The organism is Psychrobacillus sp. FSL W7-1457 (genome assembly GCF_038593405.1).
Classification (GTDB): Bacteria; Bacillota; Bacilli; order Bacillales_A; family Planococcaceae; genus Psychrobacillus.
Map to the genome: position 1 here is coordinate 1240736 of NZ_CP151993.1, position 13375 is coordinate 1254110.

Genomic DNA, 13375 nt, shown 5'->3' on the forward strand with positions numbered 1-13375 from the left:
TTAATGTATAAATCCGAACTCAACTCAACTTCTGGGATACCTTTCACATGTGCACGTTATGATATATTATCTGCACCAATGGAGGCAACGCCTGCCTCTGAATCATTATTAGAACTGATCGTGCGATTAACCGGCAGAGAGGGATTCATGAAATTTGAATTCATTATAATCGCCTTTTTATCCAGATCAATGTGTGACAGTCTGTCACAAATTTTATAATAGTAATAATTGTCATAGTTCGTTCATTTGATGTTAATTGAACTGCCCTATATAATAGGGGTAGCAACTTAAAAAGGAGCGTATAGGTATGTCTATTAGCATATTCGGCTTCCAAGCTTTATGGAGTCCTATTCTTTTAGGATTATTAGTTTGTATAGCTATTTTATATTTCTTGATTACTGTCAAATGGAGAAATGACTTTAAAGTTTCCGAGCCACTAAAAAGAAAAGAAGCAATATATTTTATTTCTGGTTTAGTTCTTTTATATATTGTAAAAGGCTCTCCAATGGATTTGATGGCACATATCATGTTTACATTCCATATGGTTCAGATGGCACTTCTGTTATTACTAGTACCACCTTTACTTATGAAAGGAATTCCATGGTGGGTATGGAAAGTGGTCATTGAGTTACCAGTACTAAGAAAGGTTATTCCTTTCTTTACTAAGCCGCTGTTGTCACTAGTATTGTTTACTATGACATTCTCGTTATATCATATTCCTTTGGTGTTTGATGCTATTAAGATGAACGAGGTTCTTCATGGTACTTATACTTTAGTGCTATTCTTAACAGCAGTGTTTATGTGGTGGTCTATAGTTGATGTTATGGAGTCAGAAAAGAGACTTCATGGACTAAAGAAAATTGGTTTTATCGTTGCAAGTGCTATCTTGATCACCCCGGCCTGTGCATTGATTATTTTCTCAAATAACCCAATGTATGACACGTATACAGATTCAGACGTTTGGTTAAAGAACATGGAGCTATGTGTACCTACAGATACGTTAGCTGGTCTAAACTTATCTGGTCCTGAATTATTCTCTAACTTAGATCCACTAGAGGATCAACAGCTTGGTGGAATAGTAATGAAAATTATTCAAGAGATTATATACGCTGCATTCTTATTCTCCATATTCTTTGCATGGTATAAAAATGAGCAGGATAATGCAGATCAAATAACTCAAAAAGCATTAGACGACTTAAAGGTACAAGCTAAACTATAATTTTTATATACGAGGAGAATGAGAATGAGTGTTCCAGTATTACCTACAATCAGCACATTTTTTATTGTTTTAAGTGCTGTGCTTGTTGCGGTTGGTTGGATTTTAGTTAAGCAGAGAAAAATAGAAGCTCATAAAAAAACAATGTTTGCAGCCGCAATCTCAGCGCTTACGTTTTTCATAATTTATGTGTCTCGAACATTATTTATAGGAAATACAGCCTTTGGTGGGCCGGATGATATTAAAATTTACTATACGGTATTTTTAATATTCCATATTATTTTAGCCACTACTGGGGCAGTATTTGGATTAGTTACAATTTATTTAGGATATAAGAACAATATAAAGAAACACCGTAAGCTTGGACCTATTACTAGTGTTATATGGTTCTTTGTCGCAATCACAGGATTGGCTGTGTATTCATTGCTTTATATATTCTATAAAGGCGGGGACACAACCTCCGTGTTCAAAGCAATTCTCGGTGGATAATAACTTATGTTCCCTATAGTAGACTCATTTCTAAGCTATGGAAATTCAATAAGAAGTAGAATGAAGAGGCTTAGGGTAAAATTAGTCTCTGCAACATTAAAAAGGTGAAATTGCGACATGCAATTTCACCTTTTTATGTTGTATATTTGTAATCAAATTATATTTTAAAATTTAATCGAATCATGCCCGCTTCTCTGGCGGTTATAAATAATATGACTACCAGTGGACCGATTAGGAATCCAAGGAAGCCAAACAATTTAGCACCTATAAACATGGCGATAAGAATCGCTAAAGGTGATATACCCATGTGACTACCCATTAACTTTGGCTCCACAGCTCTTCTAATTATAAGTAAAATTATAGCAAGAACCGTTAGCTTTGTGGCGAATACAGTATCACCCACAAGGAACAAATATCCTGCCCACGGAGCTAATACAGCAATCGATCCTAAAATAGGAATTACATCTATTATCCAAATAACTAGAGACATTATGATGGCTATTTTAAATGGAACTATAAATAACAGACCAATTAGAGAAACCCCTAAAATGATGAAGCTAGCCAGAATTTGAGCCTTCATAAAGCCAATTGTTACTTTCTTAACGCTAGAAGTCATGACTCGAACCTTTTCAGCAGTCCCTTCCTTCAAAAAGAAAAAGAACTTTTGGCTTAGGTTTTCTAAGTCTAACATAAACAGAAATAGAGCAATTATAAATACAACGAAGTTTACGAGAAAGGTAGGAATATTGGTGAGTATGGCCGAAATATTTGAGTAGCTTAAAAGATCTAGAAGCGCATCCTTCATACTTGTTAAGGTAGCATTAAACTTATCTTGTATGGACTGTACTACTTCAAGAGGTAGTCCTTCGGTATACTGAAAGACGTTATTCTGAATATTTATCCATATCCCAGTCAAACTATTAAGATGGTAAGGGATTACTTTTGAAGTATATAGAAGTTGGCTTATAAGCTTAGTTACAATGAAATATAAGAGGGCCGAAATGATGGTTAGAAAAAAAATGAAGTTGGTAATAACTGCAGGTTTTCGTTTCCATTTAAATACCCTTTGAGTAAACTTTACAACTGGTTCAATAATTATCGCAGTAAGTAACGCTAAAATAATCGGAACTGACACTGGTAGGATAAAAATAGAAATTAACAGAATAAAAATAAATAGGATTATATACTTAATGTATTCTTTTTTAAACGCTTTGAAAACCATTCTATTTTGCTCCTTTATACATCGTTCCTTTAAGTATATACAAGGAATACCAGTTTTAACAGATAAAAAAACGTTAGAGAAATTTTTCTCTAACGTTTCATTAGTTAACCTTGGATAGCAAATTCATCTAATTCAGCTTTTAAAGCTGTTAGAGTAGTTACACAAGATTTAACTAAATGGTTCGGGAATACTTCACCTTCACCGTATTCTACACCATGCGGATAATAGTGTTTTCCTAAAACCGGTTTTAAAAGTGTAATGTTAGCTTCGTGTGCACCAACATCTCCTTCTTTTGTAAAACCGAATATACGAAGGTAGAAGATACCCTCTTTAATTTCGAATTTCTTATCGTAAGTCACACGTTCATAATCCCATTGTCCAGCGCGAATTAAACCATGTTTTTTCATTATGTCGTCTAATACATTTAAGTCTAAGACTTTGTCTTCTATACCTGTATTTTCAAAATACATCGAATTGTCCTCCTTCACATTGAAGTTATACTAAGAATCTGTTCTTATTAATATTAATTCAAATTCAAAAATGTTGCAATGACAACATTGTGTATTTGTACATATCCTTGATATACTAATGAAAATGAAGGAACTTCGAAGGAGCCAAAAAAGTTGAAAACTTTATTTCATATTTTAGTTGGCATGGCTATTATATTATTAATATTCATATATTTTGATTCACCAGTTCGAGAGAACGATCTAATAACAGGTTCTAATAATAACGGCCAGCTAATTCCAGTTGAAAGAGAAGAAGTTGTCGAAACCGTTAGTATATTCACAAGGCCGAAGGAGGGAATCTCCACTTTAATAGGAAAGTCAGTAAAGGAAGTGAGGACCCTTTATGGAAATCCAGCTAGAATTGACCCTTCCATTTATGGATATGAATGGTGGGTATATAATAAGTCTTTCTCCGACTATATGTTAATAGGAGTTAAAGAAGACAAAGTAACACAAGCATTTGCAATAGGAAATCATGTTGATACTTCCCCTTACAAAATTGGTCAGTCTCTTGAAGACATCTACCGGTTTACACTAGTACAATCCGAAGTAACGATGAATATTGGCGACAACACATATATATTTTCCTTAAACGAAAATGATATTAAAACTAGACTGCTGGTTCAATTTGATGATTTGTTCGCGATGCTCTATATTGATCAAAAGGATCAACAACTAGAGGCTGTAAGATTTAGTGACTCACAAACTCTCCTCCTGCATAAACCGTATGATATTTTATATAGTGGGGAAGTCATTGAATCTAAAACACCATCTTCTAATCTTCAAGTAAGGGCGGATAGAGCTACTGCTATCCAAGTTGTGGAGATAACTAATATTTTAAGGCTTCGACATGGGTTACGTGTTTTAGAATCAGACGTTAACCTCCAGAACTTGGCTGATATGCACAGTGAAGAGATGGCAAAGAATAATATTGTTACAAACGATAACTTTGAGATACCAAGGTTTAAAGATAAGCTTAAAGAAACCTCACTTGATTTTAATCGCGCTGGTGGTAATACTGCTGCTTTTTACTTTGATGCTGGAGAAGCTGTGAATGGTTGGTTGAATTCCCCAGACCATCGACAAACTTTATTAGGTAGGTCATATACTCATACCGGTGTAGGAGTCTACAGTAATTACTATACACAAAACTTTATAGAGAAAAAAGATAATCTAGAATAATTATAGATGAACAAAAGTACCATTCGTTTCTTCGTACAAAGAGCGAATATGAAGGGGTACACCATGAAGGGCAGCAAAATTTGCTGCTCTTTTTTGTATGACTTCTACAGGTTCATTTATTTTAAGCTGGAGCTCATCATACGTCATATGGGATATTAACTCCACTTCGCTATTAGTAGAAGGATCTGCTGACATAACTCCCGGCACATTCTTGTAAAATTCTACAACATCTGCTTTTAAATAATAGCCGTATATGACAGCAGTTAAATCACTTCCACCTCTTCCAAGGGTAGTAAAATTGTTACTACCTTCGGTGACCCCTTGAAACCCAGGAACTACGATACATGGACAGTCCTCAAATGTTTTTAAAATTTGTGAGGTATCTACATTATCTATATTAGCATTACCAAATTCTTCGTTAGTAATAATCCCAGCATTTTTACCATACAAAATTGTTGAACGAACACCATTTTGTTTCAATTCTGCTACTAATACAGATGCACTAATGAGCTCTCCACAAGCAGAAAGTAAATCAGTCTCTACACTGTGTGGCGAGCTTGGTATAAGGTCAAGCAATGTATCGGTAGAGTAATGCTGACCTCTTCTTCCCATGGCGGATACAACAACTAACACTTTCTTATGGGCAGTGATTGCTTTTTGGATTCTTTCGATGACTAATTGTCTATTCGAAGTATCCTGCATCGCAATTCCTCCATATTTTTGCACAATCATATTTTCAACCACTCTTTTCGTGACATTTCAAACACTCCGTTCATAAAATACAAGGAATTCATTTTACTGTATGCGATTTAACAAGAATGGTGTAGGGAGTGAGCTACTATTTATCCAATAAAAGAGCTATTAGAGGGTCTGGAATATAAGATATTTGGAGATTTAAATGGTATAAAGGTTCATCGTTTTATAGATCATTCCAAACAAATACAGCTAGGAGACGTATTTGTCTGGGAATCCAACAATCGTACCTTTGTAGAAGAAGCAATCCAAAGAGGGGCTAATCTAGTCATTACTCAGCATTATATTCCAGACTGTAGTGTTCCACAAATCGTTCTTCCATCTGATATGTTTTTACTAAAAGACAAGATTGCGTATTTAACCTATAAAAAATATGGACAAAAAATAAAGACAGTAGGCATTACAGGTACCAATGGTAAAACTACCGTTGCTTCTTTTATTGGGCAGCTATTGACTCAACAACAGAAGTCAGTATGTGTAATTGGTACTCTTGGGGTCTATGTGAATGGTGAAAAATTGGAAAGACAATTTAGAAACAATACCACTCTACCTTTTTATGATTTCATACAGGTAGTGAGGTATTGTTATGACCATGATGTGGAATACATCGTGTTAGAAGCCTCCTCTCAAGGCTTGTTGGATAATCGGTTAGGAAGTTATCCAATGGACGTGGCTGTATTTTTAAATATTGGAAAAGACCATCTAGAGTTTCATGGCGGGATGGTGCCATATAAAAAATCTAAGGAGCTACTCATTCCATTAGCGAGAAAGTTGGTAGTTAATAATAATGATGAATGGTGTCGTTCAGTTGCACAAAAAGCATATATACCAACAATACGATTCGGAAATCAGGAAGGTAATGATGTAATTTTTAGTAATGAAAAATATTTAAATGAAGAAGTTAAATATGAATATGAAGTAAATGGAAAAGAGACGTCTGTCCTCATGAGGAATAGTGGATATCATAATGGGATGAATTTAGCTGCTGCACTTGGTGCGATGTTAGGGCTAGGTCTCCCCTGTGAGGTGATCTATCCAGTAAATTTACCGGCTGGAAGGCTACAAAGGGTACCGAATAATAAAGGGATTGAAGTATTGATAGACTACGCACATACACCTGATGCACTAGAAGCTTGTTTGTCTTCTATTACAGTTTATGCGAAGAAAAATATATTCGTTGTCTTTGGGTGTGGAGGAAATCGTGATAAGCAAAAGAGAAAATGGATGGGAGAGGTAGCTTCCAAATATGCTACTAAGGCAATTATCACTTCTGATAACCCACGAAATGAGGAACCAGAAGCAATTATCGCAGATATTATTCAAGGGATAGACCCTAGCAAGGTAATGGTGGAAGCTAATCGAAGAAATGCAATTCGCTTGGCATTAGCTACCGCTCAAGAAGGAGATGTCGTTTTAATAGCGGGAAAAGGGCATGAAAAAGAACAAATTATTAAAGAAGTTGTTTTACCCTTTTCTGATCTTGAAGTAGTTCAGTCTTATTTTGATGAAGGTGTAATGACAAAAAATGATCCGGTTGCATGAGCAATCTTTTTCCCATCCGGTTGAGTAATAGTACATTCCATTACTAGCGTTTGTCTTCCTTTATGTAAGTACGTAGATGTAGCAATCAGTTGCTTTTCGGATGAAGCTTTTATGTAGTTGATCGTCATATTAGTTGTAACGGCACCTTTTCCTTCTGGATGAAGGTCTTTGTTCACTAAAAATCCCATAGCATTATCGACTAGAGTTGCAATGACACCACCATGGGGCATATCAAAGCTGTTATGAATTAGTGGGGTAACAGGAAGTGTTACAATGCATTGGTTGTCCTCAAAACGAGTGTCCATTTGAAACGTCGCATTTAGGTATGTAGGTGCAAGTCCTTCTTGTTTCTTTTTTAATCCGGTAAGGAAGTCTGTCAGTAACCCTTTTTCCGTTTCTGAAGCCTCTTTTGTAACTTGTTCAAATAGAGTTTGTAAATTTTCCATAGAAATTCTCCTAACACTTAAGTTATTAGTTTAACAATTGTCTCCAGTTTTCTGTTATGATAGACAGGATTGGAGGTTTTATTTATGATTATGACTGATGAATGGGTGGATATTATGGATCACTCAGACCTATTATGTGCAATGATTTTATCCTCTGAACCATTTTACCTTTACTTAAATGCACATCGTGCTGTATATACAAAACCTGAACTCGTGCGGGAAATCAATAGCTTTACCCGACTGAAGGACCAATACGAAGAGGTTCAACGCTTTGGAAAATACCATCCAGATTACTCAAGAGTCATGAAAGACATTCGTGTAACTAAACGTAATCTTGATATGGTAGATGAAATAGCAGCTCTTAAGGTGGCTGAAAACGAGTTACAGGACCTGCTCGATGAGGTAAGCTTGATTATTGGTAAAACAGTCTCAGAAGGAGTCAAAGTACCTGTAAGTAATCCATTTTTCGCTTCTAGTGGTTCAAGCTGCGGTAGCGGCTGTGGAACCGGCGGATCATGCTCTTGCTCAGCTTAAGAAAAGCGCAAAATTAAAAGTCAGCTAAGCAGACAAATGGATAGCTGCACCATATAAATTAGGAAGGATGTGTACATAAATTGTGCACATCCTTTTTTTAGACTCATAAAATTCTAGTTCAACTTTAATACATCAATTGCTAGGTCAGGTCTATCCGTAATAATCCCTTTTGCTCCATTTTGAATAAGCTTTTTCATTACCTCTGGATCATTGATGGTCCAATAATGTACTGGGATATTTAAAGTAGATAAAAATTTTATAAATCCAGGACTGTCCAAAGAAACCATTTTGGCTCTTAACGGCAACTGAAAAATGTCCGCCTTCGGATGATATAAATGTCTAAATTGTGAAGTGTAAGCTGTGTATGCTTTTTTCACTTCTTTTTCACCGGCACCTAAAGCAACTCTGTTTTGAGCGTAGAGATTGAACCGATCAATTTGTTCATCAAAGAAGCTTGTTACCACTACCCGATCAAAGGCTTGTTTTTCTTCTATCAATCTCCATAGCTTAGATGGCATCAGACTACCTTCATAAGTAGCGGGGTTGTCCTTTATATCCATATTAATGAGCATTTGTGGATACGCATCGATTAACTCACCAAGTGTTACCACTCGTTCACCTTTGCCTCTATATGAAAAGCCATCTTTTATATCTTTAAAATGATACCCTATATCTGCATCTCTGAGCTCAGGCAACGTGTAGTCTGCAACCTTGCCTGTAAGGTCTGTTGTTCTTTCTAATGTTTCATCATGAAATACAATGATTTCTTCGTCTTTAGTTAATCTTAAATCAATTTCAAAGCCATGGACTCCTAATTTTGCAGCATTATCAAAAGCAGCCATAGAGCCTTCAGGAGCAAGGGCTAGTCCTCCTCGATGTGCAAGAATAATGGGATGTTCATACTTTAATGCTTCCTTTGAAGGGCGGCTATCCGGCTTTGATAAAGCTTTTGTACTAGCCCAAGCGGCACCTGCAGCAGCAGCAATTGCAAGAGCTACATTAGATTTTTTCCCCATATTTTAATCCCCCTTTTTGGACTTATTCAAATTGTAGAAAGATAATAGGATCTTAACCCACTTATGTTGACAATGATTTCTTTAATTATAGCCAATTGATATTTAGCTGTCAGCTAGTTGTTGTTGCTATCAAAATCCTCCATATGTTATTCTTGAAGGAAGAAATGAGGGGAAGCGTATGACAGAAAGACAAGGACTAATTGTCTATGTGCATCATTTAAAGCAGGCTAAATCTTTAAGAAAATACGGGCATGTCCATTATATTTCTAAAAAAATGAAATATGTCGTTTTATATTGTGATCAGGATCAGATAGAAGCGGCTAAACAAAAGATGAATAAACTTCCTTTTGTAAAAGAAATATTAGAGTCCTATCGTCCGTTTGTAAAAACAGAATTTGAAAATAGTAAACCAGATAAAGCTAAAGAGTATGATTATAAAATCGGTCTATAGCATTTTATTGGAATGGTGGTATATAATGGTTTAATCTTAGGATTCCAATGATATACTGATAAAATAAATGCGTATCTGCAAAAGTAGAGGAATGCTTAATAGATATTTGTATTGGTTCAACCTGTAACTCGTTTAAAGTTTCTTTAAATGTACTTAGTCTTTTGGATTCTGGCTGTGACTGGGGAATGCCCTCACGGCAAATATAAATTGGGAAAAATTTGGTATCATTTATGGGTTTTAGAGCAATTGCTATAGAAATATAGTCCTTCCCATTTTTTGGTGAAGAGAAGATAAATGCTCTGTAAATACGTTCTTTGTTTACACGTGCTAATTCACATAGCTCAAATGTATCTCCGTAACCTTCGCCAAGTTCTATAAAACGTTGGATCAATGAAAACACTTCCTTTCCAATTCATCTTACCACTATGTTGGAGGACAATTCCATGAAAATTATTGTAGGCTTTATATCTATGCTTTTAGTAGTAACAAATTGTGTTTTATTATTATTTCAATATGAGGTGTACTCCTCCAATATAGATGAAGAAGTACAGGATTTTTCATATGAGCAAGAAGTAGATGTCCAATTATTTGAAAATAGTATACAAGTAAATCATCACTTTTTTAACTTGCCAAAGGAGAAAGTCTCTATTTTATGGCCAATTGCTAGTGGAAATAGGAGCTGCTTAAACATTGCTGGAGACAGCTGTAAACGTTCTACAGAAGACTTGAGTAGCTTTCTTGAAGGTGAAAACTCCAGTCAAAGTGTATCCTATACTTTTCCTTTGCCAAATGGATTAAAAGAAGGAGTCGTTCTTTCTGATTTTCTCTTAAAGCTAGAAAATGGTGATGTAACCTATACAACATTACATATAACAGACTCTTTAAAAAGAGGTGGAATGTGGGTAAGTGGTCTACCTAAGATAGGTAACTCTTCTTTAGACTTAATTGACTACTCACTTTCTATTGGAGAAGGTACTGTACAAGAGTTATATTGGCAACAAGAAGCTTTACCGATTCAATACCAAAATGATCATTATTCTGTCTATTCCAAGGAGCCGGTAGCGGCTGGTCTACAAAAGCTTTTAGATGAATTACAATTACCTAACACTAGACATTCTTCTATTTTAGTTGAGGATAATACGAACAAAGTGAACGCATCCAATATTTTATTTTTGGGAAATGAGGACTTGCCTTCTATACAGAGAGATATAGCAGTTAAAAATATTCAGGATGGCTATAATTTACCGATTGAAAATCTTCTGCTAGCAGAAGTAGTAAGCAGCTTTCTAATGGAGTCTCCTGTGGGGGCTGAAAAGTCAATATGGATGTATGAGACCTTAACTAGTTATTTGACTAATAGTCAATTGTTAGAATGGAAGTCCTTGTTGGAAAATCAGAAGGAGTTAAGTGCGGAGAAGTTGGATAAGCTATTGTCATCTCTTTTGGACTCCAAAACTTCATTTTTCGAATGGAATGATCTGCAAAAGGACAAGTTCCCATTGTTGTTTGAAGATTCACGACCTGTATATATTAATGATGGCATACAAAAGGACATCGACGTCTTATTTAAGGATGGAAAGGTTTTGTATGCAGCAGAACCATTATTTGATGTGTTGGGCTATACGTATGACGACACAGATAAAGGTTTATACGTCCAAAATGAAACTAGGGCATTTAGATTTCCTATTCAAGAACCATTTTATGTTTATAATCAAAAAAGATATGATGCCATGTCCGAGCCCTTTGAAAAAATCGGTTCAAAATTTTATATAGAAGAGACGTGGATGATTCGTTTGTTTTTGTTGAACATAGATAAAGAGGACGGACGAATTCATTTACAAGAAGAAACGTCTAATTAATGCTGGGAGAAATAGTATGAGAGTTATTTCAGGAACTAGAAAAGGATTACCATTGAAGGCAGTACCAGGAACTAATACAAGACCTACTACAGATAAGGTGAAAGAGTCTATTTTTAATATGATTGGACCGTACTTTAATGGAGGAACGGCTGTGGACTTATTTGCAGGTAGCGGTGGACTAGGTATTGAGTCTTTAAGTAGAGGTATAGAAACCTGTATTTTTATTGAAAAAGATTATAAAGCGATTCAAACCATTAACGAAAATTTAAAAAAATGTCGCTTAGAAGATACAAGCGAGATATACAAAATAGATGCATCTCGTGCAGTAAAGGCATTTGAAAAAAGAGAGCTGAGTATAGAGCTATTATTCGTTGACCCTCCCTATAGTAAAACTCCTTTTTATAATCTGGTTGGGGATATAGTAGAAAAGGGTCTAATGTCTGAAACAGGAACAATCGTCTGTGAGCATGAAAAGATGGTGGATTTACCGGATGCTTATGGAGAGTTTCAGCTTTCACGCAGAGAAAATTATGGTGGGACGGTTATTTCCATTTATCGTTACCAAGAAGAAGAGGGGAATTCACATGAGTAAAATGGCAGTTGTTCCAGGAAGTTTCGATCCAATCACTTATGGACATCTTGATATTATTACTCGAGGAGCTTCTATTTTTTCAGAGGTTTATGTAGTTGTTTTAAATAACTCCTCTAAAAATCCTCTATTCTCTGTAGAAGAACGAGTAAAGCTTATTCAGGAAGTAACCGCCCACTTGCCCAATGTAAAGGTAGAAACCTTCTCAGGTTTACTTATGGACTATGCTCAAAATGTAGGAGCAAGTGCAATCATTAGAGGTCTTAGAGCAGTCTCAGACTTTGAATATGAGATGCAAATTACCTCTATGAATCGGGTTTTGAATGATGAAATCGAAACATTTTTTATCATGACCAAAAATCAATATTCATTTTTAAGCTCTAGTATAGTAAAAGAAGTTGCTAAGTACGGAGGCAACATTGGAGAGCTAGTACCACCCCAAGTGGAAACAGCACTTAAAGAAAAATATAAGCATCAACAATAACCTTGCCCTTGGGCAAGGTTATTTTTTACCTCCGATCAATATATGACAGAAGTGTTACTGGTGCCTGGCACCAGTAACATTTCTGTCATTTAGCCAAGTATGAAAAATAGTGGAATGATGAGCATGTTGAGCAAGCGGAACATGAGGTATTTCCGAATGGGTATGCCTGCTTTTTGAGCAAGAACTATTATTTGCATATGAATACTTAAACCGCTAAAAGCAATAATAAGAGCAATGGTAAAAGGAAGGTAGTAAGATCCTGATAGTATCTGTCCAGCAAGGCTAATCCCACCTGTCATTTCAAAAAGTGAGGATACAAAAACTAGGACAGTTGGTGAAATAGATGGGATGATTTCTTTTAATGATTCAAAAACGATATAGCTGATTGTAGTAAAAAAGATAACGGTCGTCCCAATAAGTAAAAGGATTTGATAGGTTTCTTTTATGCTCTCTTGGAAGGGAGAGGTGTTAGCTTCTTTTTTGTATGTATTCATTTGAATAGGCTTGGAGAAAATAATGAATACTAGTAGGAATATAAGGTTGACTACATGAATGATGATTAACAATTTAAGCCCCGCTATTTCTGCGTTAAATATTTCAATTCCCACAAATCCAATAACAAACATTGGGCTAGGTGCGTGGCAAATAGCTAATAGCCAGCTTGCATTCCGGGCGTTCAAGGTGCCTATCTCCTTTAAGGAGGATATAATGGCTGCTCCACTAGGGAAGCCACCAAGTGCTGTCAGGAGGTAAATATTAAAATAAAGTTTAAATTTGTTATTGGTAGTTAAAAATTTTTTCTGAGTGCGAATAAACATTTGAGTAATCACCAAATAAGGTAATAGGTAAGGCATGAGAGAAGTTGTGAAGATACGCATCCCTTCTAATGCACCTTTATGTGAAACTCCGGGCTGTAAAAATAAGAGAATAATAAGTGCCCAACTGCCAACTGTAACAATAATATGCATTATGCGTCATTCCTTATCTCTTAAAGGAAAACAGTTTTTCCTCAAAGTGTAGTTTTTGTAAGATTTCTTTCTTAATCAGAGTTATTCAATCTTTTAAATCTTCCAGAGTTAGCAA

The 13375-nt window shown here is 35.6% G+C and carries 16 protein-coding genes; 9 read left to right on the forward strand and 7 right to left on the reverse strand.

The window, feature by feature from the left end:
- Positions 1-307 precede the first annotated feature (307 nt).
- Together ctaG and NSQ95_RS05775 are read left to right on the forward strand one after the other, a co-directional pair.
- The gene (ctaG, locus tag NSQ95_RS05770; RefSeq protein ID WP_340884346.1) at positions 308-1219 is read left to right on the forward strand and encodes a cytochrome c oxidase assembly factor CtaG; all 912 of its coding nucleotides are present in this window, start codon (positions 308-310) and stop codon (positions 1217-1219) included.
- Between the two features lie 24 nt (positions 1220-1243).
- Positions 1244-1705 (forward strand): DUF420 domain-containing protein, encoded by a 462-nt coding sequence (locus tag NSQ95_RS05775; protein ID WP_340884344.1) that lies wholly within the window; start codon positions 1244-1246, stop codon positions 1703-1705.
- Between the two features lie 157 nt (positions 1706-1862).
- Here NSQ95_RS05775 and ytvI read toward each other — a convergent pair whose 3' ends face one another.
- Entirely contained in the window at positions 1863-2927 is a 1065-nt protein-coding gene (gene ytvI, locus NSQ95_RS05780) for a sporulation integral membrane protein YtvI (protein WP_340884341.1), read from the reverse strand.
- Between the two features lie 104 nt (positions 2928-3031).
- Positions 3032-3397 carry a YugN family protein gene (locus NSQ95_RS05785; RefSeq protein WP_169358954.1) on the reverse strand — a complete coding sequence of 122 codons (366 nt, stop codon included), beginning with the start codon at positions 3395-3397 and terminating at the stop codon, positions 3032-3034.
- Positions 3398-3550: 153 nt separating this feature from the next.
- Here NSQ95_RS05785 and NSQ95_RS05790 point away from each other — a divergent pair, with 153 nt between their 5' ends.
- The gene (locus NSQ95_RS05790) at positions 3551-4618 is read left to right on the forward strand and encodes a CAP-associated domain-containing protein (RefSeq protein WP_340884335.1); all 1068 of its coding nucleotides are present in this window, start codon (positions 3551-3553) and stop codon (positions 4616-4618) included.
- On the opposite strand, the gene NSQ95_RS05795 is transcribed toward NSQ95_RS05790, so the two are convergent.
- Positions 4619-5350, reverse strand: coding sequence for an aspartate kinase (locus NSQ95_RS05795; protein ID WP_340884332.1), 732 nt, complete (start codon positions 5348-5350; stop codon positions 4619-4621).
- A 171-nt stretch (positions 5351-5521) separates the two neighbouring features.
- On the opposite strand from NSQ95_RS05795, the gene NSQ95_RS05800 reads away from it, so the two are divergent.
- Positions 5522-6913, forward strand: a complete 1392-nt coding sequence (locus tag NSQ95_RS05800; RefSeq protein WP_342560789.1) for a UDP-N-acetylmuramoyl-L-alanyl-D-glutamate--2,6-diaminopimelate ligase — start codon at positions 5522-5524, stop codon at positions 6911-6913.
- Here NSQ95_RS05800 and NSQ95_RS05805 read toward each other — a convergent pair.
- Positions 6868-7359, reverse strand: a complete 492-nt coding sequence (locus NSQ95_RS05805; protein ID WP_342560466.1) for a PaaI family thioesterase — start codon at positions 7357-7359, stop codon at positions 6868-6870. The two genes, NSQ95_RS05800 and NSQ95_RS05805, sit on opposite strands and share 46 nt — an antisense overlap.
- An 84-nt stretch (positions 7360-7443) precedes the next feature.
- Between NSQ95_RS05805 and NSQ95_RS05810 the strand changes: the two genes are divergently transcribed.
- On the forward strand, positions 7444-7893 hold the full coding sequence (locus tag NSQ95_RS05810; protein WP_340884328.1) for a YlbF family regulator: 450 nt from the start codon (positions 7444-7446) through the stop codon (positions 7891-7893).
- A 113-nt stretch (positions 7894-8006) separates the two neighbouring features.
- Here the strand turns inward: NSQ95_RS05810 and NSQ95_RS05815 are convergent, their stop codons facing one another.
- Complete coding sequence (locus tag NSQ95_RS05815; RefSeq protein ID WP_340884325.1) at positions 8007-8909, reverse strand: glycerophosphodiester phosphodiesterase; 903 nt, start codon at positions 8907-8909, stop codon at positions 8007-8009.
- Positions 8910-9087: 178 nt separating this feature from the next.
- Here NSQ95_RS05815 and NSQ95_RS05820 point away from each other — a divergent pair, with 178 nt between their 5' ends.
- Positions 9088-9360, forward strand: a complete 273-nt coding sequence (locus NSQ95_RS05820; protein ID WP_169358960.1) for a DUF2129 domain-containing protein — start codon at positions 9088-9090, stop codon at positions 9358-9360.
- Positions 9361-9364: 4 nt separating this feature from the next.
- Here the strand turns inward: NSQ95_RS05820 and NSQ95_RS05825 are convergent, their stop codons facing one another.
- A complete protein-coding gene (locus tag NSQ95_RS05825; protein WP_169358961.1) occupies positions 9365-9751 on the reverse strand; it encodes a methylthioribose kinase in 387 nt (128 codons plus the stop codon).
- A 52-nt stretch (positions 9752-9803) separates the two neighbouring features.
- On the opposite strand from NSQ95_RS05825, the gene NSQ95_RS05830 reads away from it, so the two are divergent.
- The 3 genes from NSQ95_RS05830 to coaD are packed head-to-tail and all read left to right on the forward strand — an operon-like array spanning position 9804 to position 12292.
- The gene (locus NSQ95_RS05830) at positions 9804-11219 is read left to right on the forward strand and encodes a hypothetical protein (protein WP_342560467.1); all 1416 of its coding nucleotides are present in this window, start codon (positions 9804-9806) and stop codon (positions 11217-11219) included.
- A 16-nt stretch (positions 11220-11235) separates the two neighbouring features.
- Positions 11236-11811: a 16S rRNA (guanine(966)-N(2))-methyltransferase RsmD gene (gene rsmD, locus NSQ95_RS05835; protein WP_340884315.1), complete on the forward strand. Its 576-nt coding sequence runs from the start codon at positions 11236-11238 to the stop codon at positions 11809-11811.
- Positions 11804-12292, forward strand: coding sequence for a pantetheine-phosphate adenylyltransferase (gene coaD / locus NSQ95_RS05840; RefSeq protein ID WP_342560468.1), 489 nt, complete (start codon positions 11804-11806; stop codon positions 12290-12292). Before rsmD ends, coaD begins: the two co-directional genes overlap by 8 nt.
- A gap of 89 nt (positions 12293-12381) precedes the next feature.
- Here coaD and NSQ95_RS05845 read toward each other — a convergent pair whose 3' ends face one another.
- Entirely contained in the window at positions 12382-13260 is an 879-nt protein-coding gene (locus tag NSQ95_RS05845; RefSeq protein ID WP_340884309.1) for a hypothetical protein, read from the reverse strand.
- Between the last annotated feature and the right edge of the window lie 115 nt (positions 13261-13375).